This window comes from Nocardia sp. CA-120079, assembly GCF_050955745.1.
In the GTDB taxonomy this organism is placed as follows: Bacteria; Actinomycetota; Actinomycetes; order Mycobacteriales; family Mycobacteriaceae; genus Nocardia.
The window spans coordinates 629,665-656,639 of the sequence record NZ_CP192088.1 but is presented as its reverse complement, the minus strand read 5'-3'; the positions used below and the strand labels follow the sequence as shown (position 1 = coordinate 656,639).

The window sequence follows — 26,975 nt, the reverse complement described above, 5'->3', positions numbered from 1 at the left end:
CTCGACAAGATCAGCAGCTGGCCATCCAACCAGCCGACAACCAGCACATACCGCGCAAATTTGGCGACGGAAGGTTCGCGGTACGCCGTAATTTCGCTCACATCCTGCAAGCCGCCAGGGGGCCGCGAACACGCAGCGCCGCAGGCGCTGCAAATCCAGCGCTGCGCACGCCACGCGGCGCGCTTCGGTGCGGCAAATTCAACACAGTATTGTCACGCGTGCCCCGGAAAAAACTCCTCCGATCACTAGGTTGGATGCGTGAGCGCACAGGATCTGCCACTGGAACTTCGCCGTGCACTGTCGACGGTCGCGCGCGTGCCACGGCTTTTGGTCGCATCGGACTACGACGGGACGATCGCACCCATCGTGTCCGACCCGGCGAAAGCTTTTCCACATCGGGAATCGGTAAGCGCGCTACGAGCGCTTGCCGGTCTCACCGGAACGACCGCCGCCGTGATCTCCGGCCGTGCCCTGCGAGATCTCGCGGCATTGTCGCGACTTCCGGTCGAGGTGCAACTTATCGGTAGTCATGGTTCGGAATTCGATGTGGGTTTCGTGCACGCCATCGACAATGACGCCAAACAACTGCTGGTCGAAGTCCAGACCAGTCTGACGCAGATCGCCGCGGAAAATCCCGGCGCCAGCGTCGAGATCAAACCGGCCAGCGTCGCACTGCATGTGCGCAATGCGAGTCCGGAAATCGGGCTGCGCGCACTCAAGGCGGTGCGCCAGGGTGCGGCCTGCTGGGTCGGCGTGCAGGTGACCGAGGGTAAATCGGTTATCGAGCTCGCGGTGATCCAGACGGATAAGGGCGTCGCGCTCGATACCGTCCGGCATCAGGAGGGCGCGTCGGCCGCGGTGTTCTTCGGCGACGATGTCACCGACGAGAAGGCCTTCCGCATGCTGTCCGGACCGGATGTCGGCATCAAGGTCGGCGACGGCGAGAGCCTGGCCAAATACCGCGTGGATACCACCGAGGCGGTGTCCTGGGCGCTGGCCTTCCTGCTCGAGGAACGGCGCACCTGGTTGGCGGGGGCGAGCGCGCCGCGCATCGAGCGGCTGAGCATGCTGGCCAGTCCGCGCTCGGTGGCGCTGCTCACACCCGACGCCACCGTCACCTGGTTCTGCCACCCCGAGCCCGATTCGGCCGCGGTCTTCGCCCATCTGCTCGGCGGACCGCAGGCCGGACATTTCACCATCGAGCCGGAACGTCCCGGCCTGCCGCTGTCGCAGCGCTACATCGACGGCACCATGACCGTCGAAACCCGCTGGGCCAAGCTGCAAGTGGTGGACTACCTGCCGCACGATGTGGCCCCCACCCGCACCGACCTGACCCGGGTGATCACCGGCGATGCGAAGGCCGTCGTAACCTTCGCGCCCCGACCGGAATTCGGCCAGGTACCGGTCAGCATCGAAATCGAATCGAACGGACTGCGCGTAGTCGGCACCAATGATCCGATGGTGCTGCGCTCCCCCGGTGTGCACTGGCAGATCCATTCCGACGGTATGCACAGCTCCGCGCGCGCCGTCGTCGATCCGTCCCGCGGCCCGATCGTGCTGGAAATGCGCTGCGGCACGCAGGATCTCGCGCCCGCCATGGTCAGCGAACCGGAGCGGCGCAGGGACGCCGAGGACTACTGGTCCAAGTGGGCGGCCAAATTGCAACTGCCGCCGTTGAAACCGGATCTGATGAAGCGTTCGGCTCTCACGCTGCGCGGACTGGTGCACGCGCCGTCGGGTTCGATCCTGGCCGCCGCCACTACTTCGCTGCCGGAAGACATTGGCGGCGTACGCAACTGGGACTACCGCTACTGCTGGCTGCGCGATGCCTCACTGACCGCACAGGCGCTGGTTTCACTCGGCTCGCTGACCGAGGCCGAGGAGTTCCTCGGCTGGGTGCACCGGGTCCTGGAGACGCTGCCCGGTCCGGAACGCCTGCACCCGCTGTACACGCTCTACGGCGAAACCCTGCCGCCCGAGGCATCGATCGATCAGCTGCCCGGCTATGCGGGTTCACGTCCGGTCCGCGTCGGCAACGCCGCGAATATGCAAGTGCAGCTGGATGTTTTCGGTCCGATCGTCGATCTCATCGCATCGCTGGCGCACGGTCGCGAGGCGAAGGGGCTGACCGACCCGGGCAAGTCGCTGCCGGACGCCGACTGGGAACTGGTGCACGCCATGGTCTCCGCGGTGCAGCGGCGCTGGCAGGAACCCGACCACGGCATCTGGGAGATCCGCGGCAACCCGCGCCACCACGTGTACTCGAAGGTGATGGGCTGGCTGACCGTGGACCGGGCGATCACCCTCGCACAGCGGTTCCAGCGTCAGATCGATCCGCTCTGGATCACGTTGCGCGACACCATCGCCGACGAGGTGAAGTCCAAGGGCTGGAACGACGACGTCCAGTCCTACACCGCCGCCTACGACGGCACCGATCTGGACGCGGCCACCCTGCACATCGGCCTCAGCGGACTGATCGACCCGTCGGATCCGCGTTTCGCGGCGACGGTCGTCGCCACCGAGGCGGAGCTGCGCAGCGGCTCGACGGTGTACCGGTACCACCACGACGACGGCCTGCCCGGCGGAGAGGGCGGCTTCCACCTGTGCGCGGCCTGGTTGGTCGAGGCGTATCTGCTGATCGGTAAGCGCTCGGATGCCGAGGCGCTGTTCGCGCAGTTGGTCGATGTCGCCGGACCGACTGGTCTGCTCAGCGAGGAGTACGACCCGGTCGCCGAACGCTCACTCGGCAACCATCCACAGGCATACAGCCATCTCGGCCTGCTGCGTTGTGCACAGCTGTTGGGTAAGCCGGTGGAAGCGTTCGTCTGAGCCGACCGCCACCCAGTTCCGGGCCCGCGAACCGATCGGTTCGCGGGCCCGGCCGGTATCCGGCGTCGAAGTGACGCGGCGAACATCGACTCGTGCCGAACCGGGCCTACTGCTACAGTTCAAATGGTAACGATTTCCATTATGATCTAGAGCTCGCTCAGATCCGCCGCATTACCAGGAGTACCCCGCGCGTGAACACACGGATTGCCATCAGATTCGCCGGTATCGCCGTGGGGGTAGCCACTGCTGTGGCGCTCACCGCATGCGGGAGTTCGAAGGATTCGGATAAGCCGAGCGTCGTCGCGTCCACCAATGTCTGGGGCAATATCGCGGCAACCATCGCGGGCCCGGATGCCGCGGTGACCGCGCTGATCACCGACCCCGCCGCCGATCCGCATTCGCACGAGACCTCGGCCGTCGAATCGGCCAAGATCAGCGATGCGGATCTGGTCGTGTTCAATGGCGGCGGCTACGACGAGTTCATCGAGAAGGCGATCCAGGGCAAGGACAAGCGCACCGTCGACGCATTCGAATCCCGCACCGACAAGAGCGACGAGAACGAGCACGTCTTCTACGACATCGGCACGGTGAGCACGGTCGCCGACCAGATCGCGAGCACCCTCGGCGAGATCGACTCCGCCCACGCCGCCGCGTACGCCGACCGCGCCGCCGCATTCAAGAGCCAGCTCACCGCGATCACCGCCGTCGCCACCAAGATCGCGGGCGAGCACCCGAAGACCCCGGTGCTGCAGACCGAACCGCTGGCGCACTACCTGCTGGTCGCCGCCGGAACCCAGGATCTGACCCCGCACGAATTCCAGGAGGCGATCGAGCAGGAGACCGATCCGGCGCCCGCCGCCGTCGCCGCCACCCAGGATCTGCTGACCGGTAAGAAGGTTCGCGCGCTGATCTACAACATTCAGACCGAGGACAAGATCACCAAGGATTTGCGGGCGCTCGCGCAGTCGAATGGCCTACCCATTGTCGAGGTGACCGAAACGCTGCCCGACGGTGTGGATTTCATTCAGTGGCAGACCAAGAACGCCCAGGCCCTGGCCGCGGCGCTGGCCTGATCGAGATTATGACAGCATCGCGCAGCGATCCGATGAGGGGTAGTGACCGGGTGACAGGTGGGCCTATGGGAGCCACGCTGACCACCGAAGACACCGACAAGGTGGAGCGGCGGCCCGATACCCGCTCAGCCGCCGTAAAACTCGATTCCGCCAGCTTGTCATTCGGCGAACGCAAGCTTTGGCACGGGTTGGATCTCGAGATCGCGCCTGGTGAATTCGTCGCGGTTCTCGGGCCGAACGGATCCGGGAAGACCTCGCTGCTGAAGGTGCTGCTCGGTCAGCTCGCGCTCAGCTCCGGCACCGCCGATATCGCGGGTGGGCCCGCACGGGCAGGCAATCCCGATATCGGCTATGTGCCGCAACAGAAGACGATCGATGCCGGTGTGCAGCTGCGCGGGGTCGATCTGGTCGGACTAGGCGTCGACGGGCACCGCTGGGGCCTCGGACTGCGGCGCCGTGCCGAGCGCAAGCGCAAGGTCCGTGCGGCCATCGCCGATGTGGGCGCGGAGAAATTCGCTTATGCGCCACTGGAATCCATGTCCGGCGGCGAACAGCAGCGGCTGCGGGTCGCACAGGCGTTGGTCGGCGATCCCAAGGTGCTGCTCTGCGATGAACCGCTGCTGAGCCTCGATCTGGCGAATCAGCGGTTGGTTTCGGAACTGATCGATCGACGCAGGCGAACCCACGACACCGCAGTGCTTTTCGTGACGCACGAGATCAATCCCATTCTGCCGCTGGTGGATCGGGTGCTGTATCTGGTCGACGGGAAGTTCCGGATCGGCACTCCGGACGAGGTGATGACCTCGGCGGTGCTCTCGGAGCTGTACCAGACCGAGGTCGATGTGCTGCGGGTGCGCGGGCGGCTGGTCGTCGTCGGCACCGGCGACACCATGGACGCGCTCGGTGCGGCCGGTGCCCAGCACTGCGCAACGCTTTCCGATGAACTGCCCGAATCGGCCGGGGTCCGTTCGTGAACGACAAGCTCTCCGATGTCGTCTCGAAGATGTTCGACTTCACCACCACGGCGGACCTGCTCTCGTATTCCTTCGTGCAGCAGGCGGTATTCGCGGCCGCGCTGCTCGGACTGCTTGCCGGTGTGATCGGTCCACTGATCATCAGCAGGCAGATGTCGTTCGCGGTACACGGCACCAGCGAACTCTCGCTGACCGGTGCGGCTGCCGCGCTGCTCGCCGGAATCGGGGTCGGGCTGGGCGCGATCGTCGGCTCGGTGGTGGCGGCGGTGCTGTTCGGTCTGCTCGGTACCAAAGCCAGAGAACGCGATTCGGTGATCGCGGTGGTGCTGTCATTCGGACTCGGGCTCTCGGTGCTGTTCCTGTGGCTCGGTCCCGAACGCGCCGGATCGAAATTCTCGCTGCTGACCGGTCAGGTGGTCAGCGTCGGCTACAACGGGCTGGCACTGTTGCTGACCTGCACCGTTTTGGTGCTCACCGTACTCGCGGTGGTGTACCGGCCGCTGCTTTTCGCGAGTTCGGATCCCGAAGTCGCACTCGCCCGCGGGGTTCCGGTGCGGGCGCTTTCGGTGGTGTTCGCGGTCATGCTCGGCATTACCGCGGCCTTCGGTGTGCAGATCGTCGGCGCGCTGCTGGTGCTCGCCCTGCTCATCACGCCTGCGGCCGCGGCGGCGCAGCTGACCGCGAATCCGGTGCGCGCCACAGTGCTGGCAGTGTTGTTCGCGGAAACGGCGGCGGTGGGCGGCATCATTTTGTCGCTCGCGCCCGGCGTTCCGGTCTCCACCTTCGTCACCACTATCTCGTTCCTGATCTACCTGATCTGTCGTCTTCTCGGTCCCCGACGCCGTCAGGCGGCCCGCGCCCGCTGACTCCCGCACACTGCCCCGAGCCGGTGCCGCGCTTTTGCTGCTCGCCACGCACGGAATAACCGCCAGCCATGCGTGGCGCGCACGGACTACCGGGCATAGCGCACGCGGAAAGTGCGGATGGCAACGCGCGAACCAGGTGCCCGCACTTGGCGAGCACCTGGCCGGTTGGCGGCGGATCAGACCGTGCACAGGGCGATCAGAACCACGATCGAACCGCCGAAGACGATGACGTGGCGCAGGTTCTGCAGGTACGGGGTCACCCAGCGAGGAAAGGCGGCTTCGGCTACGTCGAGGAAGCGCTGGACGTCGATGCGGGTCAGTTCCGGGTCACCCTTGCGGGCGAAAGCGGCCTGGACGCTCTTGGCGGCGGTCAGGTTGCTGTACAGGATCGCGACATTGCCGAGCAGCACCAGCACCTGGAAGACCCACGACAGTGTCCGGCTCCAATCGTTGCCCGCGAGATTCAGCACGGCCAGCGCGGTCATCACCAGTGCGATCCCGACGGGGGCCCAGGTCTCGTGGCCACCTGCGTCGAACCGCATACCGTTCTCCGCGAGGACGCCGGGGCGCACACCCTGACGGGCCAGCTCGGCATCGGCGGCAGCTTGGGCGGCGGCTCCGTAGCGGTGGCGCACCAGCGGAATGCTGACGAAAGCGAGAGCGATCAGCAGTTGGGCGACGGCTGCGGCAGTCATCATGGCGGTTCTCCTCATCGGTTTTTCGTCGAGTGGCTCCTCGAATGACCGAACGGTCCCCCGCCGCGCTGACAGCGCGCTGACACCTGGTCGGCTCGCGGTGATATCGGATATCAGTGCAGGTCAGCAAGGCTGTAGCCAGCCACAGACTGCTTTTGATGGCAGTCGCCTTCAGTCGGATGGCCCCGGTTTCGTATGCTCGACCCACGCGCCCCATCGAACGAATGGTGACCAATGATCGACTTCACGATTCCCGCCGAACTCGCCGCCGAACGCGACCGGGTCCGCCAGTTCGTCATCGACAAGATCATCCCCTTCGAGCGCGATCCGCGACTCACCTCGCACGGCCCCACCGACGAACTGCGCCAGGAACTCGTCGAGCTGGCCCGCGCGGAAAAACTGCTGACCGTGCAGGCCCCGGAAGCCCTCGGCGGTCGCGGCCTCACCCATATCGAGCAGGCCGTGATCTACGAGGCAGCGGGCTGGTCCACCCTCGGCCCGGTCGCCATGAACTGCGCCGCGCCCGACGAGGGCAACATGTTCCTGCTCTCCAAGATCGCCAACCCGGAACAGGTCGAGCGTCACCTCGCACCCGCGGTCGCCGGACACCGCCGCACCGTCTTCGCGATGACCGAACCGGACGGCGCGGGTTCGGACCCGAATCAGCTGGCCACCGAGGCCGTCTTCGACGGCGAGAACTTCACCATCAATGGGCGCAAATGGCTCATCACCGGCGCGGACGGCGCGAAGACCTGGATCATCATGGCGCGCGTCGCACCGAACCCGCATGTGCCCGAGGGCCCGACGCTGTTCCTGACCGAGGGCGACCAGCCCGGCATCGTCATCGAACGAACCATGAACACCATGGACCGCAATTACGTCGGCGGTCACGGCGTGGTGCGCTTCGAGAATCTGGTGCTGCCCAAGGACGCGCTGCTCGGCGAGTCCGGTCAGGCGCTGCGCTACGCCCAGCTGCGGCTGGCCCCGGCCCGGCTCACGCACTGCATGCGCTGGCTCGGCGCGGCCGAACGCGCACAGTCCATCGCCGTCGAATACGCCAGGACCCGCACCGCCTTCGGCAAGCCGATCGGCGACCACGAGGGCGTTTCGTTCATGCTGGCCGATAACGAGATCGCCCTGCACCAGTGCCGCCTCACCATCTGGCACGCATGCTGGCTGATGGACCAGGGCGAGAAGGCCAGGCACGAGAGCTCGATCGCGAAGGCCTACGTCTCCGAGGAGCTGTTCAAGGTCGCCGACCGCTGCGTACAGGTGCTCGGCGGCATCGGCATCAGCGATGAGACGGTCGTCGAAATGATCTTCCGCGACATGCGCGCCTTCCGTCTTTACGACGGCCCGACCGAGGTGCACAAGTACGCCATCGGCCGCCACGTGTTGCGGGCCTGAGGGCGCACATGGCAATCGAACAGGCACGCACAGCGACCCTGACCACCACGGAGCGAGTCTTACGAGCGACCCGTTCGCGGCGCGCCCGCGCGGCCAACAACACGACTACCATCCAGTGACATGAGTTCGGAACTGCTCGTCGATGTCTCAGCGGGCATCGCCGTCCTCACGCTCAACAGACCCGCACAGCAGAACGCCGTCACTCCGGCCATGGCCGCCGAATTGAGTGCGGCACTGCAGCGTTGCGATGTCGAGGATGCGATTCGCGCCGTCGTCATTACCGGTACCGCACCCGCGTTCTGCGCGGGTGCGGATCTGTCCAACCGGGTCGGCGATGTCAGCGCGACCATCGAACCGGCGCCGTGGCGGGTGCGCAAACCGGTGATCGCGGCGGTTAACGGGCATGCGGTCGGCATCGGACTCGCGCTCGCACTGCAATGCGATTTGCGGTACATGGCACAGGACGCCGTCTACGGACTCAATCAGGTGCGGCGCGGGGTGCTCGCGGACGGCTACGCGCACTGGACGCTGCCTCGGCTGGTCGGCATGGCCAATGCCGCCGACATCATGCTGACCGGGCGCACCTTCGACGGCGACGAGGCCAAGGCCATGGGCCTGGCCAATGGTTGCCTGCCCGCGGGCGAGGTGCTGCCGACGGCACTCGCCATCGCCCATGACATCGCGAGCGGTGCGGCGCCGCTGCCGGTGGCCCTGTCGAAGCGGCTGCTATGGGAGAGCCTCGGCATGAGCCCGGCCATGGTCGGTCAGCTGGAGACCGATCTGAACGAGCACGTCGGCAAGAGCATCGACGGCGGTGAAGCGATGGCGGCATTCCGGGATCGCCGCCAGCCCAATTGGACCGGCAGCATCAGCGAGGAATGGCCGGCCTGGGACAGCAAGGGCGACAAGCAACGGCCCAGCCTGGATTGACCCGCTCGGGTTACGCGCGGCCGCCGGCCAAGATGAGCAGGAAAACGATCGCCATGCAGACCATGAGGATCGTGCCGATAACGCCGAGGATGTAACCGACCAGCACCTGGGCGCGGCCGCCGTAACCGCCGTGGGACTCCTCGATCTGGTCGAGCGCGCGTCTGCCGAGCGCCCAGGCCACCGGTCCCAGCACACCGCAGCAGAACAGACTCGCCGCACCGAGCGCGAGCACCGCCGTCGCGTGCGGATGCTCGATCGTCTCCTGGGGAGCCTGGTTCGGGATGACCACGAGTCGAATTCTACGGGGCCGGAGTCGATTTGCGGTTCAACCCCGGCTGCCGATTTGCCCGAGCGACCGACTTCCGGTGCTCAGGCCCGGCGCTGACGCGCGATCTCGGAGAGTACGACACCCGCCGCCACGGAAGCGTTCAACGATTCCACCGGACCCGCCATCGGGATGCCGAGGATCGAGTCACAGGTCTCGCGAACCAGCCGGGACAGGCCCTTCCCCTCTGAGCCGACCACGACCACGGTGGGAATGCTGCCGTCGAAATCATCGAGGATGGTGTCACCGCCCGCGTCGAGTCCGACGATCTGGAACCCCTGCCCAGCCCAATCCTTCAGTGTGCGAGTGAGATTCGTCGCGCGGGCGACCGGAAGCCGGGCCGCGGCACCGGCACTGGTCCGCCAGGCCACCGCGGTAACGCTCGCGCTGCGTCGCTGCGGAATCAGCACACCCTGGCCGCCGAAGGCGGCCACCGAACGGATCACGGCACCGAGATTGCGCGGATCGGAAATATTGTCCAGCGCGACCAGCAGCGCGGGTTCGGCCGAATCCTGGACCCGCGCAACCAGATCATCCGGATGGGCGTACCGATACGGCGGCACCTGCAGCGCAACACCCTGATGCAGTCCGTTGGCACTCAACCGATCCAGATCGGTGCGCGGCACCTCGAGGATCGAAATGCCCGCATCTGCGGCAATCTTCACACTTTCGGTGAGCCGGTCGTCGTTCTCGGTGCCCACCGCGACGTACAGCGCGGTCGCGGGCACACCCGCGCGCAGACATTCGATGACCGGATTGCGGCCGAGCACCATCTCCGGACCGTCGTCGCTCTTGCGTCCGGCCGGGCGAGCGCCACCGCGCGGACCCGGCCTACCTTGAGCCGCGGCCTTCGCCTTGGCGGCCGCCCGCTTGGCGGCGGGATGTTTGGTGCGCGCCTCGGCGGGCGGGGTCGCACCGCGCGGTTCCAGACCGCGCCGACGCTGTCCACCCGAGCCGACGACGGCGCCCTTTTTGCTGCCGCCCTTGCGAATCGCGCCTCGACGCTGCGAATTACCTGCCATCATTCCGCCTTTCCACGCTGCACCGCGCCCGGCGAATGCTGTGCCGCACCCAGCGACCATTCCGGACCCTGTGCGGTATCGGTCACTTCGATTCCGGCGGCCTGCAACCGGTCCCGCGCCGCGTCGGCGCTGGCCCAGTCCTTCGCGGCGCGCGCCTGCTGGCGGCGGTCGAGTTCGGCGCGCACCAAGACGTCCAGGGCATCGAGCGCGACGGAATTGTCCTGTGGGCTGTACCACTGCGGGTCGAACGGGCAGACGCCGAGGATATTCAGCATGGCCCGGACCTGCCCGGCCAGTTCGACCGCCTCATCGATCGCACCCGATTCCAGCGCCTTATTGCCCTCGTGCACAACACGGTGCACCTCGGCCAAGGCCCGCGGAATAGCAAGATCGTCGTCGAGCGCCTCGGCGAACGCATCGGTCCACTTGCCGACCGCGATCTCACCGGCCCGCTCGGCCACCCGATGCACGAATGCCTCGATGCGCTGATATGAGGCCGCCGCATCGTAGAGCGCCTTATCCGAGTACTCCAGCATCGAACGGTAGTGCGCGCTGCCCAGGTAGAACCGAAGTTCAACGGCCCGAACCTTTTTCAGCACATTCGGCACCGACAACACATTGCCGAGCGACTTGGACATCTTCTCGCCGCCCATGGTCACCCAGCCGTTGTGCAGCCAGTACTGCGCGAAACCGGCACCGGCCGCCTTGGACTGGGCGATCTCGTTCTCGTGGTGCGGGAAGACCAGATCCATTCCGCCGCAATGGATATCGAATTCGGAGCCAAGGTAGAACTCGGCCATCGCGGAGCATTCCAGATGCCAGCCGGGCCGACCGGGACCCCACGGCGACGGCCAGGTCGGCTCGCCGGGTTTGGCGGCCTTCCACAGTGTGAAGTCGCGCGGATCGCGCTTGCCCGCGCCGGCGCTCTCGCCCTGGTGCACGTCATCGAGTCGGTGTCCGGACAGGCTGCCGTATTCCGGATAGCTGACCACGTCGAAGTAGACGTTGCCCTCCGAGGCGTAGGCGTGCCCGCGCTCGATCAACCGCTGCATCAGATCGATCATCTGGGTGATGTGGCCGGTCGCGCGTGGCTCCACCGAGGGCGGCAGTACGCCGAGGGTTTGGTAGGCGTTGTCGAAGGCGCGCTCGTAGGTGGACGCCCACTCCCACCAGGGCCGACCCGCTTCGGCGGCCTTGGTCAGGATCTTGTCCTCGATATCGGTGACATTGCGGATGAACCACACGTCGTAGTCGTGGGCGAGCAGCCAGCGCCGTAGTACGTCGAATGCGACTCCGCTGCGCACATGGCCGATATGTGGTTCCCCCTGCACGGTGGCGCCACAGAGGTACACCGAGGCACGGCCGGGGACCAGTGGCGCGAAATCGCGCATGGTCCGCGTGTCGGTGTCAAAAAGGCGCAGAGTCACGGAAGTCGATCCTAGCTGGTAGATAAGGCCGTTCACGGAGCGGCTCAGGTCGGCGAAGGCTGGATCAGCGACACTCTTGTAGCAGGGCGGTAGCCACTGCCGCAATGCCCTCGCCGCGACCGGTCAACCCGAGGCCGTCGGTTGTGGTGCCCGACACCGAGACCGGGGCGCCGAGCAGCTCGCCGAGCACCTCTTGGGCCTCGGCGCGACGCGGTCCGATCTTCGGCCGATTGCCGATCACCTGGACCGCCGCGTTGACGATTTCGAAGTCCGCCTCGTCAAGGAGCCTTCGCACTTCTTTGAGCATGGCCGCGCCGGAAACGCCTGCCCATTCCGGCCGTCCGGTGCCGAAGACCGCGCCGACATCGCCGAGTCCGGCGGCGGAAAGCAGCGCATCGCACAGGGCGTGCGCGGCGACATCGCCGTCGGAATGTCCGGCGCAGCCGTCGTCGCCGTCGAAGAGCAGACCCGCCATCCAGCACGGCCTGCCCGCTTCGATGGGATGGACATCGCTGCCGATGCCGACGCGCATACTCATGACAGACCCACCGTCCGGGCACCGTCGAGCACGGCATTTGCCAGCAGCAGGTCGAGCCGGGTGGTGATCTTGAAAGCCATGGGGTCGCCCGGAATGGTGCGCACCCGGGTGCCGAGCAATTCGACCAGACCCGCGTCGTCGGTGGCCTGCAGGCGCGCATCGGCGTAGGCCGCGCGCAGCAAGTCGGCGGCGAAACCCTGCGGAGTCTGAATGGCGCGCAGACCGGCGCGGTCGGGCGTACCGGTGACCTCGCCGCGCGCGTCGACGGATTTGATGGTGTCGACCACCGGCAATGCGGGCACCACGGCTTCGGCGCCGGCGCGCAGTTCCGCGACGACCCGGGCGATCAGCTCGGGCGGGGTCAATGCGCGGGCGGCGTCGTGCACGAGGAAGTGGGCGGCATCGGGGGCGGCGGCGATACCGCAGCGCACCGAATCGGTGCGCTCGGCGCCGCCGATGACCACGCGCACCGACTCCGAGGGCGGCAGCAGGGCAACGGCGCTCTCGACGAGTTCGGTGGGGACCATCACGATGATCCGGTCGACCGCCCCGGAGGTGATCAGGCCGTCGACGGCCAGCCGGACCATAGGTGTGCCGCCGACCGTGACGAACGCCTTGGGTGTCGATTCACCCAGACGAACGCCACGGCCGGCGGCAGGCACCAACGCAACGACGGATCCGTCGCTGTTAGAAACGTTCACGGTCAGGAAGCCGCGGCGAGAACCTCATCGAGGAGCGTCTCGGCCTTGCCGTCATCGGTCCCCTCGGCGAGCGCGAGCTCACCGACGAGGATCTGACGGGCCTTGGCCAACATCCGCTTCTCACCCGCAGACAGACCGCGGTCCTGCTCCCGACGCCACAGGTCGCGAACGACCTCGGCCACCTTGTTCACATCGCCGGAGGCGAGCTTCTCCAGGTTGGCCTTGTAGCGGCGAGACCAGTTAGTCGGTTCTTCGGTGTGCGGCGCACGCAGCACCTGGAAGACTCGGTCGAGACCCTCCTGGCCGACGACGTCGCGCACGCCGACATATTCGGCGTTCTCTGCGGGAACGCGAACAGTCAGGTCACCTTGGGCGACCTTCAGGACCAGATACTCTTTTTGCTCACCCTTGATGGTGCGAGTCTCGATAGCTTCGATCAGCGCCGCTCCGTGGTGGGGGTAAACGACGGTGTCTCCGACCTTAAAAATCATGTGTCCCGTGCCCCTTTCGATGTTCACAGTTTAACATGCGACTCGGTAACGGCGCGATCAACTGTGCAGGTCAGGGCCACAACGAGCCAACCGCGGGGGTTGACAGAACCGGTGCGGTGTGCATTGCGTTGTGCCAGAACAGGTTATCGACCGGCGCGGATAGCACACCGGACGGTCCGCGAACCCAGCAGCGTGTCGGGCATTACGCCGCCGCCGCGCAAAACCGTTACCCAACGGATGCCGAGCAATGGGGTGTCCGAACCATCCAGCCCTGGGGACCCACAACGGAGCGAGTCTTGCGAGCGAGGAGTTCGCGGCGCAGGCGCGGCAATTAGACACAGCCCCGACGCCCGCGCTGCGGAGGCTACTACTACGCTGCCTAGTTATTACTCTCCCTAGCGGAGTGAGCCCGGTCGACATGGAGGGACAACCCGTGACTGCCCTGAAAGCTGTGACCGCCTCGACAGGGGCGCGTCGTCGCATGGTTTCGGTTGCCGTGCTCGCCGCCGGAGCAGCGCTCGTGCTGTCCGGCTGTAGTGCAGGCCAGATCTCGCAGACCGCGACCCAGGTCGCCGCGGTCAACGGCAATCACGCCGACATCGACCGGATCTCGCTGCGCAATGTGCATATCGTCTTCCCGGCCACGGGCACCGACTACACCAACACCAAGGGCGGCAAGGCGATCATCGCGCTGTCGGTCGTCAACAACGGTGAGACCGTCACCGACGAGCTGACCAGCATCACCACCGACCTCGGCACGGTGAAGATCACCCCGCCCGCAGGCGCCTCGGCCTTCCGGATCGCCCCGCAGCAGACCGTCGTCGCGGCGACCTCGCCCACCACCGCAACCGCCGCCAAGTCCGACGAGCACGGTGCGACGCCGAGCAGCTCCGCCGCGCCGACCACCAGCGCCACGCCCGGGGCCGGCGAGAAGACCACCGCCGTCGATCCGGAGAAGAAGCCGGGTCTGATCGAGATCACCGGGCTGTCCAAGGACATCATCCCCGGCCTCACCTACCCGGTGACGTTCAACTTCAAGCAGAACGGCACCGTGACCGTGCAGGTCCCGGTCGACGCCGGTGCGGACGCCGAACGGCACGAGGGCCAGACCACCGCGACCGAGGGCGAGCACAAGGGCGGACACTGATCCGCTGACTCCCCTTGGGCAACGTACGGCTGTCGCGCATTCGCGCGGCAGCCGTTTTCGTATCTGTCGAGCCCGCTTGTCGGGGGTGATACGTAGGGTTCGCCTGTGGCCAAGACCAAGTCGATCTTCCGATGCTCCGAATGCCGGTACGAGGTCGCCAAGTGGGTGGGCAAATGCCCGGACTGCGGCGCCTGGGGCACCGTCGACGAGGTAGCCGGATCGGCGGCCACCGCGGCATCACCGGTCGGGCGCAAGGCCATGCTGCCGAGCACCGCCGCCGCGCCCATCTCGCATATCGATTCGAAGGTCACCAAGGCCAGGCCGACCGGGGTCGAGGAACTCGACCGGGTGCTGGGCGGGGGCATCGTGCCCGGATCGGTCGTACTGCTCTCGGGTGAGCCCGGCGTCGGCAAGTCGACGCTGCTGTTGGAGGTCGCCCATCGTTGGGCCACTCAGCGCGACGAGAAGTCGCTGTATGTCACCGCCGAGGAATCGGCCGGACAGGTTCGGCTGCGCGCCGACCGGACCAATGCGGTGCACGAAAGGGTATATCTCGCAGCGGAATCGGATCTGTCGATCGTGCTCGGCCATGTCGAACAGGTGCGTCCGACACTGCTGGTGGTCGACTCGGTGCAGACCATGCTCGTCCCGGAGGTGGACGGCACCATCGGCGGCGTCACCCAGGTGCGCGCGGTCGCGGCGGCGCTCACGTCACTGGCCAAGGCGAGCGGCATCGCGGTGCTGCTGGTCGGACATGTCACAAAGGACGGCAATGTCGCGGGCCCGCGCACGCTCGAACATCTGGTGGATGTGGTGCTGCAGTTCGAGGGCGACAAGAACTCCACACTGCGCATGGTGCGCGGCATCAAGAACCGCTTCGGCAGCTCCGACGAGGTCGGTTGTTTCGAATTGCACGACGACGGCATCTCCTGCGTCACCGATCCGTCCGGGCTGTTTCTGCACCATCGCACCGATTCGGTGTCGGGTACGGCGATCACGGTCGCGATGGACGGTAAACGGCCGCTGGTCGCCGAGGTACAGGGTCTGACCGTGCACACCGAGATCCCGAATCCGCGGCGGGCGGTGAGCGGGCTGGACTACAACCGGGTCGCCATGGTGCTCGCCGTACTGCAGAGCCGGGGGCGGGTGTTCCTCGGCAAGCACGACGTGTACGCCGCGACCGTCGGCGGTATGCGCCTGCTGGAGCCGGCCGCGGATCTCGCTGTGGCACTTGCCATTGCGAGTGCCGAGCGCGATCATGCGCTGCCGGTCGGCTGGATCATCCTCGGTGAGGTCGGGCTGGCGGGCGAGGTGCGCCGGGTCACCGGACTGGAACGCAGACTCGCCGAGGCCGAACGCCTCGGTTTCACCACCGCGCTGGTGCCACCCGGTTTGGCACGCACCAAGAGCGGCATGAAGATCCACGAGGTGACCGACGTCAAGTCGGCCATCCGCCTAGCCGGACTCCGTAAACAGCGCACCGCAGCCACCGAAACCGCCCCCGACTTCTGAGCCTGTCAGGCGATGTTGAAGGGTTCGGCGGCGCTGCGGAGTGAGCCCAGTTGGGCGACAACGGCGTACGCGCCGGGTGGAACCTGGACGCGGTCGCCCGCACAGTTGGGTTGGGAGGTCGAGCCCGACCAGGTGACCATGAAGGCCGCCTGCTCGCCGCGGTTCAGGGTGCGGACGTCGGGGGCGCCGTCCGGGTAGCAGTCGGTGCTCGACCATAGGCGGCGCTGGCCGTCGAGGCTGGTCACCGAGACCTGCTGCAGTCCGGAGCCGACATCGCGCGAACAGGCCGTGGACGAGATATTGGTGATCACGACGCCGAATACCGGATTCTCACCGGTCTTGTAGGTCGGCTGTTCGACGGTCACCTTCACCGCGAGCGACTGATCCGGGCAGATACCCGCGGCGACCTGGCTGGCGCTCGCGGCCGCAGCGGTAGTGCCGGTGGGCTTCGCGCTGGATTCGCCGGTGGTCGGCGGCGGCGTCGAGGAGGACGCGCCCGCGGGCTTATTCGTCGCCGACGCGGAACTGGTCGCGGCCGCTTTTGTCGTACCGGGCGAATCGCCGCCGCGCGTGACCGTCAATACCAACCAGATCACCAGTGCGAGCGCCACGACCAGGACACCTACGGCGAGCGCGCGGCGTCGCCAATAGATCTCCGGAGGCAGCGGTCCATTCGGTTCCAGCACGGAGTCAACGGTAAGGGCACGATCCGGTACAGCGACTCAGGACCCCGGCGTGTCGGATCGGAAAACCCGCGCACGGCAGGTAAATTCCGCTCCCACCGTTGGATGTCTCGATTCGGCCGGATCAGACCAGCTCACCGATATTGCCGACGACCCGCTGCAACTTGACTTCGCCCTCGGCCAGTTTGTATGTGACGCAGGCGATCGCGCATTCACCCGTGGCAACGCGCTGCGAAATGATCATCGAGCGCTGCATGAGCAGCCGGCTGGTCTCCACCACATGCCTGGCCTCCATCTCGTCGACGGTGGACAGCCCTTCCCGGCGCCCGATCAGAATCGACGGCGTGACCCGCTCGACCACACTGCGGATGAATCCGCCGGGCACTTCGCCACCGTCCAGCGCGTCGATGGTGGCCTTCACCGCGCCGCAGCTGTCGTGCCCGAGCACCACAATCAGCGGCACGTTCAAGACCTGCACGCCGTACTCGATCGAGCCGAGCACCGAGCTGTCCACGACATGGCCCGCGGTGCGCACGACGAACATATCGCCGAGGCCCTGGTCGAAAATCAGCTCGGCCGCCACGCGGGAGTCGCCGCAGCCGAAGAGGATTGCGTGCGGGTGCTGGCCACTGACGAGCTTGGCCCGGTCGGCCGCGCCCTGACTAGGATGCAGCAGGTTGCCGTTCACGAAGCGTGCATTGCCCTCGCGAAGGGATTTCCAGGCACTGATCGGGTTGGAATCCGGCATACCGACCATTGTGCACATCGCAATGGTTACCAGCGAGTCCGGTTCGTTACGGCTCGGCAAATATCGACCGGCCGCGGGACAATAGGAACGGTGAGGGCAGTGTCGAAGGGCGGCGCAGCGCAACAGCATGCAGGCGGAAAACCCAAGATCACGACGGGTACCAACCGGGTGGATGCCGAATCGTTGCTGGACTGGTACCGGGAGACCGCGCGGGATCTGCCGTGGCGACGCAAAAACGTCACCGCCTGGCAGATCCTGATGAGCGAGATCATGCTGCAGCAGACGCCGGTGGTCCGGGTCGAACCGATCTGGCGGGAGTGGGTCGCGCGCTGGCCGGTCCCCTCCGCCATGGCGGCCTCGTCGCAGGCCGAGGTGCTGCGTGCCTGGGGCAAGCTCGGATATCCGCGGCGGGCGTTGCGGCTGCACGAATGCGCGAAGGTGCTGGCCGAGGAACACGGCGACGAGGTGCCGACCGATGTGGATGTGCTGCTCGGTTTGCCGGGTATCGGCGCGTATACCGCGCGGGCGGTGGCCTGTTTCGCCTACGGACAGCGAGTTCCGGTGGTGGACACCAATGTTCGCCGGGTGGTGGCGCGCGCGGTGCACGGGCGCGCGGAGGCCGGTAATCCGTCGTCGCGCGATCTGCCCGAGACCGAAGCCCTGCTGCCGCGCCGAATCGACCATGCCGCAATATTTTCCGCCGCGCTGATGGAACTCGGCGCGACGGTGTGCACGGCGCGCACGCCCGACTGCTCGCGTTGCCCGCTGCCGCAATGCGCGTGGGTTTCGGCGGGCAGGCCGGTCTCGGATGTGGTTCGGAAGACGCAGAAGTACGAGGGCACCGATCGTCAGGCGCGCGGTCGGCTGCTCGACGTGTTACGCGACGCGAGCGGGCCGGTCGAGCGAATCCGGTTGGATCTGGCCTGGACTCGCGATCCCGGCCAGCGCGACCGCGCTTTGGACTCGCTGCTGCTCGACGGCCTCATCGAACAAACCTCCGACGGGTTGTTCGCGCTGGCCGGCGAGGGCTAGACAATCGGGGTTTTCGAGTCCTTATCGAACAAGCCCCCGATCGGACGCTCCACTACGGACTGCTCGCGCTGGCCGGCGAAGCTGGAACAGCCTCATGCGACGTCATCGAGGGCCTTGTCGAATAAAACCGACGGGCCGTTCGCCCTGACCGCCGAGGGGCGGAACACAGCCTCATGCGGGAAGATTCAAGACCTTCCGGAGAAAGGCCTCGACCTCGGTGCGGTAGCGCTCGGGTTGGTCGTCGTGCACCAGATGGCCCGCGCCCGGGATGCGGACGTAGCCAGCGTCCGGGTGGACATCGGCCATCTGCCGCATCTGGCCCTCGGGGGTGATGGTGAATTCGCCCTCGATCAAGAGAACGGGCGCTTCGACCGCGCGCCATTGCGCCCAGAAGTCGCGGGTTCCCCACTCCTCGGAGATATCGCGGAAGGTGGCGACCGAACCGTGCAGACGGTAGCCGTCGGGGCCGTGCTCGAAGGAGTCGAGGAAGTAGCGACCGGCGACCGGGCCGAAGTAGTCCAGCACCGCATCCGCATCCGGAAACGGCTGCGGCCAGGACTCGATCATGGCCGCCCAGTTCGCGGCGGTGCGGCCACGGAAGTCGGGGGCGATATCCTCGACCACCAGCGCGCGCACCCGCTCCGGATATCCCGCGGCGAAAACCCAGCCGTGCAGACCGCCCATCGAATGTCCGATGACCACCATGGGTTCGGAAATTTCGGCGGTGGCCGCGGCGAGGTCGTCGATGAAGGCCTCGGTGGTCAGTTCCACGGGCGCGGGACGACCGTGACCGGCGGCGTCGAAGGTGTAGACATGGCCGAACTTGCGCAGCCAGTCGAGGTGATCGCGCCAGGTGCGGGCACTACCCATCAGTCCGTGCAGCAGCAGGATCGGCACCCCTGCTCCACCTTGGTCATACAACACCGTGACATTTTGCAGCGCCTGCGCGCTGAGTGTTCGTAAGACCCGCTCCGTGGTAGCCGGGTTCATCGGCGAACGTATTGTCGAGCGCATGGCTGTTGTGAAGATCAATGCGATCGAGGTTCCGGAGGGCGCGGGCCCCGAGTTGGAGAAGCGATTCGCCCATCGCGCGCACGCGGTCGAGGGCTCGCCGGGCTTCCTCGGCTTCCAGTTGCTGCGGCCGGTGGCCGGGGAGAACCGGTACTTCGTTGTCACCCAGTGGGATTCGGAGGAGTCGTTCGCGGCGTGGCGGGACGGACCCGCGCGCGAGGCGCACGCCGGCGAGCGGCAGAAGCCGGTTTCGACGGGTGCCTCGCTGCTGGAATTCGAGGTCGTACTGGACGTCGCGGCCAAGTCCGCTTCCTGAAAACGCTGGACAGACGCGACGCGCGACGCGCCCAGCCCGGCCTGGGCAAGTTACCCGCCGTGTTGACGGCGGGCGTGCACAGATGTCACAGTTCGAAATGACAAACGCGAGGGTGACGCGGTAATTCGGTGAAAATCCGGAGCGGTCGCGCCACTGTGTTCTTGCACCGAGTCCTTGGTGCCGGAAAGCCAGACACCGGCGCCCTTGCACAGAACAACTCACGGGACGCGCATCCCTAGGAGGACTCGAATGGCTATCGCGCATTCACCGAGTCGGGCAACTGATTCACTCGGCACGCTGCTCATCGCAGTGGGCGTCGTTCTTCTCGCATTGCTCACGCTGTACCTGGTCGGCTTCGACCAGGGCGTCATCTCGCGCAGCGGGATGTACCTGCATGAGCTCATGCACGACGGACGTCACCTGCTCGGTGTGCCGTGCCACTGAGTACCCCGACCCCGTCGGCTGCCGTCCCCCTGGGCGGATCCCTCAAGACCCTGCTGCTCCGTGGCCTGCTGGCCGGCCTCATCGCCGGTCTGCTGGCCGCGACAGTGGGCTACTTCGTCGGCGAACCCAAGATCGACGCCGCCATCTCCATCGAAGAGGCCAATACCGCCAAGGAGCAGGCCGCCGAGCACGCCGAGGAACCAGCCGGGCATACGCACGGTGACGAGGAAGAGCCGCTGGTCAGTCGGTCCGGACAGAAGTTCGGGCAGTTCCTTGCGCTCGGACTCGCCGGGCTCGCGCTCGGGGCGATCTTCGCTTCGGTCGCGCATTTCGCACGCCGGTACACCATCTCGTCGGGGCCGAAACTCGCGCTGGGATTGGCATCGGCCGGCTGGACCGCGATCGTGGCGGTGCCGTTCTTCAAGTACCCGGCCAACCCACCCGCCGTGGGTGAACCGGACACCATCAACCAGCGCACCCTGCTGTGGTTGGCGGCGGTGCTACTCGGACTGGCTGCCGTGGGTATCGGGCTCTACGTCTACAAACTGCTTGCCGCGCAACTCGGTACGGTCCGGCTGATCGCCGCGGTCGCGGCATTCGTCCTCATCGTCGTACTCGGGTACGTCCTGTTGCCCGGTGTGAACGAGGTGAAGGACGACTTCCCGGCCGTCCTGCTGTGGCAGTTCCGTGCGACATCGCTCGGCGAAACGGCCACCCTGTGGGCCTGCCTCGGCCTCGGTTTCGCGGCGCTCACCGAATTCGCCACGCGCGATAGCACTCCGGTACGAGAAACAGCCGCTACCGCAGGCTGATCCGGAGTTCGGACCGCGAAGGGCAGTGTCGGTCGCATGACCGGCACTGCCTTTTCCGTACGGCCGCGAACCGACCCACCGCGCTCGGTTTCCGTGGCATTCACCGGCCTCGTCGTCGCGCTGCTCTGCGGCGTCGGCGAGGCCATCACCTACACCGCCGTGCAATTGGACCGCCCGAATGCCGATATCGGCTCGCTCGCAACAGGTCTGGCCATTCGCGGCGGCATCTACCTGGTGGTTCTCGGTGTTGCCTGCCAAATGGCGCGCGGTGCCCGCTGGGCCAGACTGGTGCTCACCTTCGGCATCGGCGGCATCGGCCTGGCCTCGCTGATCATCGAACCATTGGCAGCCACGTTGTCCGCCGAGCAAATCGGCGACCTGTTCCACAACCTCAACGCATCCGCGGTGATCACCGGAACCTTCCGCACCGGGCACATCCTGGCCGTCCTGGTCGCCATCCCCGCCATGTACCACCCGACCGCGCGCCCCCACTTCCGGCGCAGCTAGTGGCCTCGCATACCCAGTGGCTATCTCGCACAGCGACAGACTCACTGCCACCGGGGCCGGACCAGGCCGGATTCGTATGCCATGACCACGAGTTGGGTGCGGTCTCGGGCGTCCAGTTTCATGAGGATGCGGCTGACGTGGGTGCGGGCGGTGGCGGGGCTCATGAAGAGGCGTTCGCCGATTTCGGCATTGGTGAGGCCCTCGGCTACCAGGGTCATGACCTCGCGCTCGCGGTCGGTGAGTTCGGTGAAGGCGGCGGGTGGGGGTTGTTTGGCATGGGCGGAGAATTCGGCGATGAGGCGGCGGGTGACGCCGGGTGAGAGCAGGGCGTCGCCCACGGCGACGACTCGGACGGCGCGGACGAGATCGGCGGGTTCGGTGTGTTTGACCAGGAACCCCGTTGCCCCGGCGCGCATTGCTTCGAAAACGTATTCGTCGAGTTCGAAGGTGGTCAGCACGACCACCTTCACCTCGGCGAGTTTCGGATCCTCGGCGATCATCCTGGTGGCGGCAAGGCCGTCCAGGACCGGCATTCTGATATCCATCAGGACCACGTCGGGGGTCAGGCTGCGGGTCATGCGGACGGCCTGTTCGCCGTTGTCGGCCTCCCCCACCACCTCGATGCCGTCCTGCGCATCGAGCAGAGCGACGAAACCGCCGCGCACAAGGGCTTGGTCGTCGGCAACCAATACCCGGACAGGCCCACCCGCGTCCCTCGAATCGCCGCCGTTCATCGCACCTCCTCCTGAGCCCCCACCTGGGACGGCAGCCGGGCCACCACGCGGAATCCGCCACTGGGCCGCGGACCCGCGATGAGCTGGCCGCCGAGGGCGTGTGCCCGCTCACGCATGCCGAGAATGCCGTTGCCGCCGCTGGCTCCGGACTTCGATTGTGTGCCGGTGGCGCGAGCGTTGTCGATGGTGATCTCGACCGAATCGGCGGCATAGCGGATGGTCACCGCGGCCGGTGCGCCGGGCGCGTGGCGGACCACATTGGTCAGCGATTCCTGGATGATGCGGGCCGCCGCCACATCGACGACGCTGGGCAGTTTGTGCGCGGTGCCGATAACGCGGGTGTCGACCGTGAGACCGGCGGCACGGGTGCGCTGCAGCAGTGCGTCCAAGTCCTCGATGCTCGGGGCCGGGCTCCGCGGAGCCGGCGGCGGGGCTTCGACGCTGCGGGCAGCCGAATTATCTCGGTCCCGTTCGGAATCGGGACGTGCACGCGCGAATTCCGGCTCGACCTCCGAGTCGCGCACTTCGGCCGCGCTGCCACTGCGGATCGAGTGCAGCAACGTATGGACCTCGGCCAACGCATCCTTACTCGCCGTTTTGATTGCCGCGAGCGCCGATTCGGCCTGTTCCGGCTTCTTGGCGAAGAGCTCCAGCGCCACCGAGGACTGCACATTGATCAGCGAAAGACTATGTGCCAGTACATCGTGCAGCTCGCGCGCGATCGCGAGCCGTTCCTCGCTGGCCCGCCGTTCGCGCTGCGCCTCCTCATCGCGGCGTGCCGCCTCGGCCCGCTGCCTGCGTGCCACCAGCACCGCCTGGCGCTGGCGGATCCCCTCCGCGATCGCGACCAGCACACCCAGCCAGGCGATCATGCCGAAGGCCAGCCACGGGTCGGCCGGATGCCCGACCAGCGCGGGCAGCGGCCAGAGCAGCGCGAGATAGCCGATCGGCGCGAGTGGATATGTCCACCAGCGCGATCCGACGATCGCGGCGCTGATGAAAGCGATCACCAGCGAGACGAAGATCGGGCCGTAGCCATAGCCGCGCAGCAGGTACACCGCGCAGGACGCGATCGTCACGAGCAGCGCGGGCAGCGGGTAGGAACGGCGTAGCAATAACGCCACCGGTCCGATCAGCAACAGCACATAGCCGAATGCGTCGAGTGCGTGCACTCCGGTCTGGCGCAGGTTGGCATTGCGTCCCCCGACGAGCTGGATCGCCGCGACGACGAGCGCGAGCACCCAGTCCTGAACGACCGGGCCACGTTTCGATTCCCCTGGCGCTGTCACACTTGCAGCCTATTAGCCCGGACGGGCCACGGCGTCCGCCGCGCTACGTATGCTCGCCCGCCCCGCGAATATTTGCCGGTCGTGGGTGCCTCGACGGTCGCGTCGCGGGCCGTCGGTCGAGGTGACAGCCAGGAGTGGGCGATCACCCACGTGCTTGCGAAATCAGTCGTCCCGTCCGCTGTCACGGTCTTCGTAGGCCGCGGTACGTACGTCGAGCATCGCCGTGTGACGGATGTGCCATCCCTGGTCGGGGCGGATTCTCGGGGCATGACAGATTCCATCGTGGTCACCGCAGGGCTGACCAAACGCTATGGCACCCACGCCGCCGTCGACCGCGTGCATATGCATGTCACACCCGGCGAGATCTACGGCTTCCTCGGTCCGAACGGCGCGGGCAAGACGACCACGCTGCGAATGCTGGTCGGGTTGATCCGTCCGACGGAGGGCTGCGCCACCGTGCTCGGACATACTCCGGGCGATCCGGCCGTGGTCCGCCGCATCGGCGTCCTCATCGAGGGCCCGGGCTTCTACCCCTACCTCAGTGGCCGCGACAACTTGCGGGTACTCGCGAAATACCGCGGCCTAGCGCGAGCCGACGTGGAGGACGCACTCGACCGCGTCGGCCTCGTCAGTCGCGCCGACGACAAATTCCGCACCTACTCCCTCGGCATGAAGCAGCGCCTCGGCGTCGGCGCGGCCCTGCTCGGCCGTCCCGATCTGCTGATCCTGGACGAGCCGACCAATGGCCTCGACCCGCAGGGGATGGCCGAAATGCGGGAGCTCATCACAACTCTCGCCGGTGACGGTCATACCGTGCTGTTGTCCAGCCACATGCTCAGCGAGGTACAGCAGATCTGCGATCGCGTCGGGGTGATCTCGGGCGGGCAACTGCTCACCGAATCCACCGTCACCGAATTGCGCGGCGCGTCTTCGCTTTTGCTGCGCGCCGAACCGCTGGAGGTGGCATTTCCGGCGGTGCGCCGGGCGGTCGGCGAGCGCTCGGCCATGTTGACCGCGGGTGGTATTCGGATCGAGGCCGGCGCGGAGAGCGCGCCGGTGGTCGCGCGAGCGGTCGTCGAATCCGGCGCGGATCTGCTGGAGCTGCGGACCGATGAAAAGTCCCTGGAAGAAGTGTTCTTCGAAATGACCCAATTGGAGCCGGTGAAATGAACGCGACGGTGAAAGACCTGATGGCGAGCACGCGAGCGGAAATGCTGCGACTGCGTAAGTGGCCCGCATTCTGGATCATCCTGGGCACCTGGATTCTGCTGAATCTCACCTTCTCCTACCTGTTCAACTATCTCGCCTACTCCTCCGGCGATATGAAGACGATGTCGAACGGCGTGCCCAAAGACGTTCTGCTGCACCAGATGTTGCCCGCCGCAGTGCCAGAGGTGTTCACCCAGGGCATGGCGATGTTCGGTGGTGCGCTGATGCTGATTCTGGGCGCATTGACCATCGGTAGCGGATATGGCTGGGGCACTTGGAAGACCGTGCTCACCCAGGGTCCGTCGCGGTCCAATGCCATCGGCGGTGCGCTGATCAGCCTTGCGGTCACGGTTATCGGGCTGGTGTGCGTCGCGTTCGTGGCGGATATCGGGGTCGCCTCGATTATCGCGACAACCCGATCACAGTCGCTCGCACTGCCAGGCCTCGGCCAGGCGGTGAACGGAATCATCACCGGCACAACGATTCTCGGGATGTGGACGCTGGCGGGCGCACTGATCGGGGCGATCGCGCGCGGTCCCGCACTCGCCGTTGGGCTCGGACTGGTATGGGTACTGGTGGTGGAGAATCTGCTGCGCGGTGTCGCGGCGATCTTCAGCCCGATCAAGGTGCTCACCGATCATCTGCCCGGTACGGCAGCGGGTTCGATGGCCGGGGCGATGCGGACCGTCGAAGGGTCGTCGACGCCGGGGGTGCTCGACATCCTGTCGCGGACTCAGTCGCTCATCGCGCTGGTGGCGTACGTGGCGCTCTTCGCGGCGGGCACGATGTGGCTGGTGCGGCGGCGCGACATGGCCTGATCTCGCAGGCACCGAAAACCGTTGGCGGACAACAGTTCGTCAGCGGTTCGATGCATTCAGGGCTCGGACAGCACGGAATGGGCCAGTTCGGCCAGCGCCGCCGCGATCTGCGCGGAAGTGAGACCGCGCGCCCGCTGATGCCGGTAGACCTCGGCGGCCAATGGTGCGAGCAGCGAATCGGCCATGGCGTCCGGTTCCCCGACGCCACCGGCCACCAACAGCGACCGGACGTGCAGGAACCAGAAGCCGTACGCACCGGTGGCGAACCGCGCGCCGCCGGTCTCCGCACCGAGCACCAAATCCGCGTGCCCGTCCAATAATTCGACCATGGCGGCATAGAAGGCGGCGAGCCGTTCGCCTGGTGGCGCGCCGGGACCGAGCGGTGGTTCGCCGCGCAACAACTGCTCCTGCAGTGCGCGTTCGTGTTCGTCGAGCAGTGCGACGGCGATCGAATTCTTATCCGGGTAGCGGCGATAGAGCGTGCCGCGACCGACCCCCGCCGCTTTGGCGATGTCGTCCATCGTGACGGTGCGCGGATCCCGCATTGCGAACAGTTCGGCGGCCGCGGCGAGCACCTTGGCCCGGTTGCGGGCCGCGTCCGCGCGCTCGGTCGGCACTGCGGGTTCCGAATGCCCGCCGAGCAGGTCCATATCGCTGTTCATCGCCCCGACTGTACTCGACTTTCCAAGCAAGTGGACAGAGCGTCCAGTTATCTGTACCGTTCAAACGGACATAGTGTCCAGTTAGATTCATCGGAGAGATCATGAGCACGTTGTTGCACCTCGATGCCAGCGCACGGCGTCGTTCCATCAGCCGGGAACTGAGTTCGGCATTCGCCGAGGCATGGCGCGCCGAGAATCCGGAGGGCGGCTACATCTATCGCGACCTGGCGGCCGAGCCGGTGCCCTTCATCGACGGGGCATGGACGGAACTATGCGATGCCGTCCTCGCCCAACCCAGCACTGATCTGAACCGCCTCGCCGAACTGGTCCGCACACCGGAACAGGCCGCCGCCTGGGCGATAGTGGAGCCGCTGCTGACCGAGCTGCTGGCCGCCGATGTGATTCTGATCGGCACCCCGATGTACAACTACTCGATCCCGGCAGCGCTCAAGGCCTGGCTCGATCAGGTGACCTTTCCGCGAATGTCTCTGGGCGAAAGGCGATTCGTGGTCGTCTCCGCACGCGGCGGGTCGTACGCACCCGGCGCCCCAAAGGCCGCCTTCGACTATCAAGAGCGCTATCTGCGCGATTTCTTCGCGGGCCATTTCGCCGTCACCGACACCGTCTTCGTCAATGCGGAACTCGCCAATTCGCGGCAGGACCCGGCACTCGCGCATCTGCGCGGCAAGCATGACGAGTCCTATTCGGCCGCACTGGAATCCGCGCGCAATTCGGCCGGCCGCTGACAACTGCCCGCAGTCGCCCGAAAGGAT

General features: G+C 66.5%; 29 protein-coding genes and 1 riboswitch. Of the genes, 16 read left to right on the top strand and 13 right to left on the bottom strand.

Annotation, left to right across the window (positions count from 1 at the left end; genetic code table 11):
* Positions 1–258: 258 nt before the first annotated feature.
* From otsB to ACQPYR_RS03060, 4 genes are all read left to right on the top strand, one after another.
* A complete protein-coding gene (otsB, locus tag ACQPYR_RS03075) occupies positions 259–2,829 on the top strand; it encodes a trehalose-phosphatase (RefSeq protein WP_433627326.1) in 2,571 nt (856 codons plus the stop codon).
* Positions 2,830–3,020: 191 nt separating this feature from the next.
* Entirely contained in the window at positions 3,021–3,902 is an 882-nt protein-coding gene (locus tag ACQPYR_RS03070) for a metal ABC transporter solute-binding protein, Zn/Mn family (RefSeq protein WP_433627324.1), read from the top strand.
* 65 nt (positions 3,903–3,967) lie between these two features.
* The gene (locus tag ACQPYR_RS03065; protein ID WP_433627321.1) at positions 3,968–4,876 is read left to right on the top strand and encodes a metal ABC transporter ATP-binding protein; all 909 of its coding nucleotides are present in this window, start codon (positions 3,968–3,970) and stop codon (positions 4,874–4,876) included.
* Between the two features lie 29 nt (positions 4,877–4,905).
* Positions 4,906–5,742, top strand: a complete 837-nt coding sequence (locus ACQPYR_RS03060; protein WP_433634996.1) for a metal ABC transporter permease — start codon at positions 4,906–4,908, stop codon at positions 5,740–5,742.
* Between the two features lie 176 nt (positions 5,743–5,918).
* Here ACQPYR_RS03060 and ACQPYR_RS03055 read toward each other — a convergent pair whose 3' ends face one another.
* Positions 5,919–6,440, bottom strand: coding sequence for a hypothetical protein (locus ACQPYR_RS03055; RefSeq protein WP_433627318.1), 522 nt, complete (start codon positions 6,438–6,440; stop codon positions 5,919–5,921).
* Positions 6,441–6,671: 231 nt separating this feature from the next.
* Here ACQPYR_RS03055 and ACQPYR_RS03050 point away from each other — a divergent pair, with 231 nt between their 5' ends.
* A complete protein-coding gene (locus ACQPYR_RS03050; RefSeq protein ID WP_433627316.1) occupies positions 6,672–7,844 on the top strand; it encodes an acyl-CoA dehydrogenase family protein in 1,173 nt (390 codons plus the stop codon).
* A 120-nt stretch (positions 7,845–7,964) separates the two neighbouring features.
* Positions 7,965–8,774, top strand: coding sequence for an enoyl-CoA hydratase/isomerase family protein (locus tag ACQPYR_RS03045; RefSeq protein WP_433627314.1), 810 nt, complete (start codon positions 7,965–7,967; stop codon positions 8,772–8,774).
* 10 nt (positions 8,775–8,784) lie between these two features.
* Here ACQPYR_RS03045 and ACQPYR_RS03040 read toward each other — a convergent pair whose 3' ends face one another.
* The 6 genes from ACQPYR_RS03040 to carD form a co-directional block, all read right to left on the bottom strand.
* Complete coding sequence (locus ACQPYR_RS03040) at positions 8,785–9,063, bottom strand: DUF4190 domain-containing protein (protein ID WP_433627311.1); 279 nt, start codon at positions 9,061–9,063, stop codon at positions 8,785–8,787.
* Between the two features lie 80 nt (positions 9,064–9,143).
* On the bottom strand, positions 9,144–10,121 hold the full coding sequence (gene rlmB, locus ACQPYR_RS03035) for a 23S rRNA (guanosine(2251)-2'-O)-methyltransferase RlmB (RefSeq protein ID WP_433634995.1): 978 nt from the start codon (positions 10,119–10,121) through the stop codon (positions 9,144–9,146).
* Positions 10,121–11,548: a cysteine--tRNA ligase gene (gene cysS / locus ACQPYR_RS03030; RefSeq protein ID WP_433627308.1), complete on the bottom strand. Its 1,428-nt coding sequence runs from the start codon at positions 11,546–11,548 to the stop codon at positions 10,121–10,123. Before cysS ends, rlmB begins: the two co-directional genes overlap by 1 nt.
* Before the next feature lie 64 nt (positions 11,549–11,612).
* On the bottom strand, positions 11,613–12,080 hold the full coding sequence (gene ispF, locus ACQPYR_RS03025) for a 2-C-methyl-D-erythritol 2,4-cyclodiphosphate synthase (protein ID WP_062990256.1): 468 nt from the start codon (positions 12,078–12,080) through the stop codon (positions 11,613–11,615).
* A 2-nt stretch (positions 12,081–12,082) separates the two neighbouring features.
* The gene (gene ispD, locus ACQPYR_RS03020) at positions 12,083–12,787 is read right to left on the bottom strand and encodes a 2-C-methyl-D-erythritol 4-phosphate cytidylyltransferase (RefSeq protein WP_433627305.1); all 705 of its coding nucleotides are present in this window, start codon (positions 12,785–12,787) and stop codon (positions 12,083–12,085) included.
* Positions 12,788–12,789: 2 nt separating this feature from the next.
* Positions 12,790–13,278, bottom strand: coding sequence for an RNA polymerase-binding transcription factor CarD (gene carD / locus ACQPYR_RS03015; RefSeq protein ID WP_011206964.1), 489 nt, complete (start codon positions 13,276–13,278; stop codon positions 12,790–12,792).
* A 433-nt stretch (positions 13,279–13,711) separates the two neighbouring features.
* Here carD and ACQPYR_RS03010 point away from each other — a divergent pair, with 433 nt between their 5' ends.
* Together ACQPYR_RS03010 and radA are read left to right on the top strand one after the other, a co-directional pair.
* Positions 13,712–14,425 carry a hypothetical protein gene (locus ACQPYR_RS03010; protein WP_433627303.1) on the top strand — a complete coding sequence of 238 codons (714 nt, stop codon included), beginning with the start codon at positions 13,712–13,714 and terminating at the stop codon, positions 14,423–14,425.
* A 105-nt stretch (positions 14,426–14,530) separates the two neighbouring features.
* Positions 14,531–15,937, top strand: coding sequence for a DNA repair protein RadA (gene radA / locus ACQPYR_RS03005; RefSeq protein WP_433627300.1), 1,407 nt, complete (start codon positions 14,531–14,533; stop codon positions 15,935–15,937).
* A gap of 5 nt (positions 15,938–15,942) precedes the next feature.
* Here the strand turns inward: radA and ACQPYR_RS03000 are convergent, their stop codons facing one another.
* Together ACQPYR_RS03000 and ACQPYR_RS02995 are read right to left on the bottom strand one after the other, a co-directional pair.
* Positions 15,943–16,623 carry a hypothetical protein gene (locus ACQPYR_RS03000; protein ID WP_433627297.1) on the bottom strand — a complete coding sequence of 227 codons (681 nt, stop codon included), beginning with the start codon at positions 16,621–16,623 and terminating at the stop codon, positions 15,943–15,945.
* A 121-nt stretch (positions 16,624–16,744) separates the two neighbouring features.
* The gene (locus ACQPYR_RS02995) at positions 16,745–17,368 is read right to left on the bottom strand and encodes a carbonic anhydrase (protein WP_040686204.1); all 624 of its coding nucleotides are present in this window, start codon (positions 17,366–17,368) and stop codon (positions 16,745–16,747) included.
* Between the two features lie 147 nt (positions 17,369–17,515).
* Between ACQPYR_RS02995 and ACQPYR_RS02990 the strand changes: the two genes are divergently transcribed.
* Complete coding sequence (locus ACQPYR_RS02990; RefSeq protein ID WP_433634994.1) at positions 17,516–18,400, top strand: A/G-specific adenine glycosylase; 885 nt, start codon at positions 17,516–17,518, stop codon at positions 18,398–18,400.
* Positions 18,401–18,571: 171 nt separating this feature from the next.
* Here ACQPYR_RS02990 and ACQPYR_RS02985 read toward each other — a convergent pair whose 3' ends face one another.
* Positions 18,572–19,324, bottom strand: a complete 753-nt coding sequence (locus ACQPYR_RS02985; RefSeq protein WP_433627293.1) for an alpha/beta fold hydrolase — start codon at positions 19,322–19,324, stop codon at positions 18,572–18,574.
* Positions 19,325–19,412: 88 nt separating this feature from the next.
* On the opposite strand from ACQPYR_RS02985, the gene mhuD reads away from it, so the two are divergent.
* From mhuD to ACQPYR_RS02965, 4 genes are all read left to right on the top strand, one after another.
* Positions 19,413–19,727 carry a mycobilin-forming heme oxygenase MhuD gene (gene mhuD / locus ACQPYR_RS02980; protein ID WP_040686177.1) on the top strand — a complete coding sequence of 105 codons (315 nt, stop codon included), beginning with the start codon at positions 19,413–19,415 and terminating at the stop codon, positions 19,725–19,727.
* 55 nt (positions 19,728–19,782) lie between these two features.
* Positions 19,783–19,945, top strand: a riboswitch (cobalamin riboswitch).
* A gap of 31 nt (positions 19,946–19,976) precedes the next feature.
* A complete protein-coding gene (locus tag ACQPYR_RS02975) occupies positions 19,977–20,171 on the top strand; it encodes a CbtB domain-containing protein (RefSeq protein ID WP_040686176.1) in 195 nt (64 codons plus the stop codon).
* On the top strand, positions 20,162–20,983 hold the full coding sequence (locus ACQPYR_RS02970) for a CbtA family protein (protein WP_433627290.1): 822 nt from the start codon (positions 20,162–20,164) through the stop codon (positions 20,981–20,983). Before ACQPYR_RS02975 ends, ACQPYR_RS02970 begins: the two co-directional genes overlap by 10 nt.
* Positions 20,984–21,019: 36 nt before the next feature.
* Entirely contained in the window at positions 21,020–21,490 is a 471-nt protein-coding gene (locus ACQPYR_RS02965) for a hypothetical protein (RefSeq protein ID WP_433627288.1), read from the top strand.
* 41 nt (positions 21,491–21,531) lie between these two features.
* Here the strand turns inward: ACQPYR_RS02965 and ACQPYR_RS02960 are convergent, their stop codons facing one another.
* Positions 21,532–22,224, bottom strand: coding sequence for a response regulator (locus ACQPYR_RS02960; protein WP_433627285.1), 693 nt, complete (start codon positions 22,222–22,224; stop codon positions 21,532–21,534).
* The gene (locus ACQPYR_RS02955) at positions 22,221–23,513 is read right to left on the bottom strand and encodes a sensor histidine kinase (protein ID WP_433627282.1); all 1,293 of its coding nucleotides are present in this window, start codon (positions 23,511–23,513) and stop codon (positions 22,221–22,223) included. Before ACQPYR_RS02955 ends, ACQPYR_RS02960 begins: the two co-directional genes overlap by 4 nt.
* Positions 23,514–23,780: 267 nt before the next feature.
* Between ACQPYR_RS02955 and ACQPYR_RS02950 the strand changes: the two genes are divergently transcribed.
* Positions 23,781–24,683 carry an ABC transporter ATP-binding protein gene (locus tag ACQPYR_RS02950; RefSeq protein WP_433627280.1) on the top strand — a complete coding sequence of 301 codons (903 nt, stop codon included), beginning with the start codon at positions 23,781–23,783 and terminating at the stop codon, positions 24,681–24,683.
* A complete protein-coding gene (locus ACQPYR_RS02945) occupies positions 24,680–25,540 on the top strand; it encodes an ABC transporter permease (protein ID WP_433627277.1) in 861 nt (286 codons plus the stop codon). The genes ACQPYR_RS02950 and ACQPYR_RS02945 overlap by 4 nt, the downstream gene beginning before the upstream one ends.
* A gap of 56 nt (positions 25,541–25,596) precedes the next feature.
* Here the strand turns inward: ACQPYR_RS02945 and ACQPYR_RS02940 are convergent, their stop codons facing one another.
* Positions 25,597–26,202 carry a TetR/AcrR family transcriptional regulator gene (locus tag ACQPYR_RS02940; RefSeq protein WP_433627274.1) on the bottom strand — a complete coding sequence of 202 codons (606 nt, stop codon included), beginning with the start codon at positions 26,200–26,202 and terminating at the stop codon, positions 25,597–25,599.
* 101 nt (positions 26,203–26,303) lie between these two features.
* Between ACQPYR_RS02940 and ACQPYR_RS02935 the strand changes: the two genes are divergently transcribed.
* Positions 26,304–26,948, top strand: coding sequence for an FMN-dependent NADH-azoreductase (locus ACQPYR_RS02935; RefSeq protein ID WP_433627272.1), 645 nt, complete (start codon positions 26,304–26,306; stop codon positions 26,946–26,948).
* The last annotated feature ends 27 nt before the right edge of the window (positions 26,949–26,975 follow it).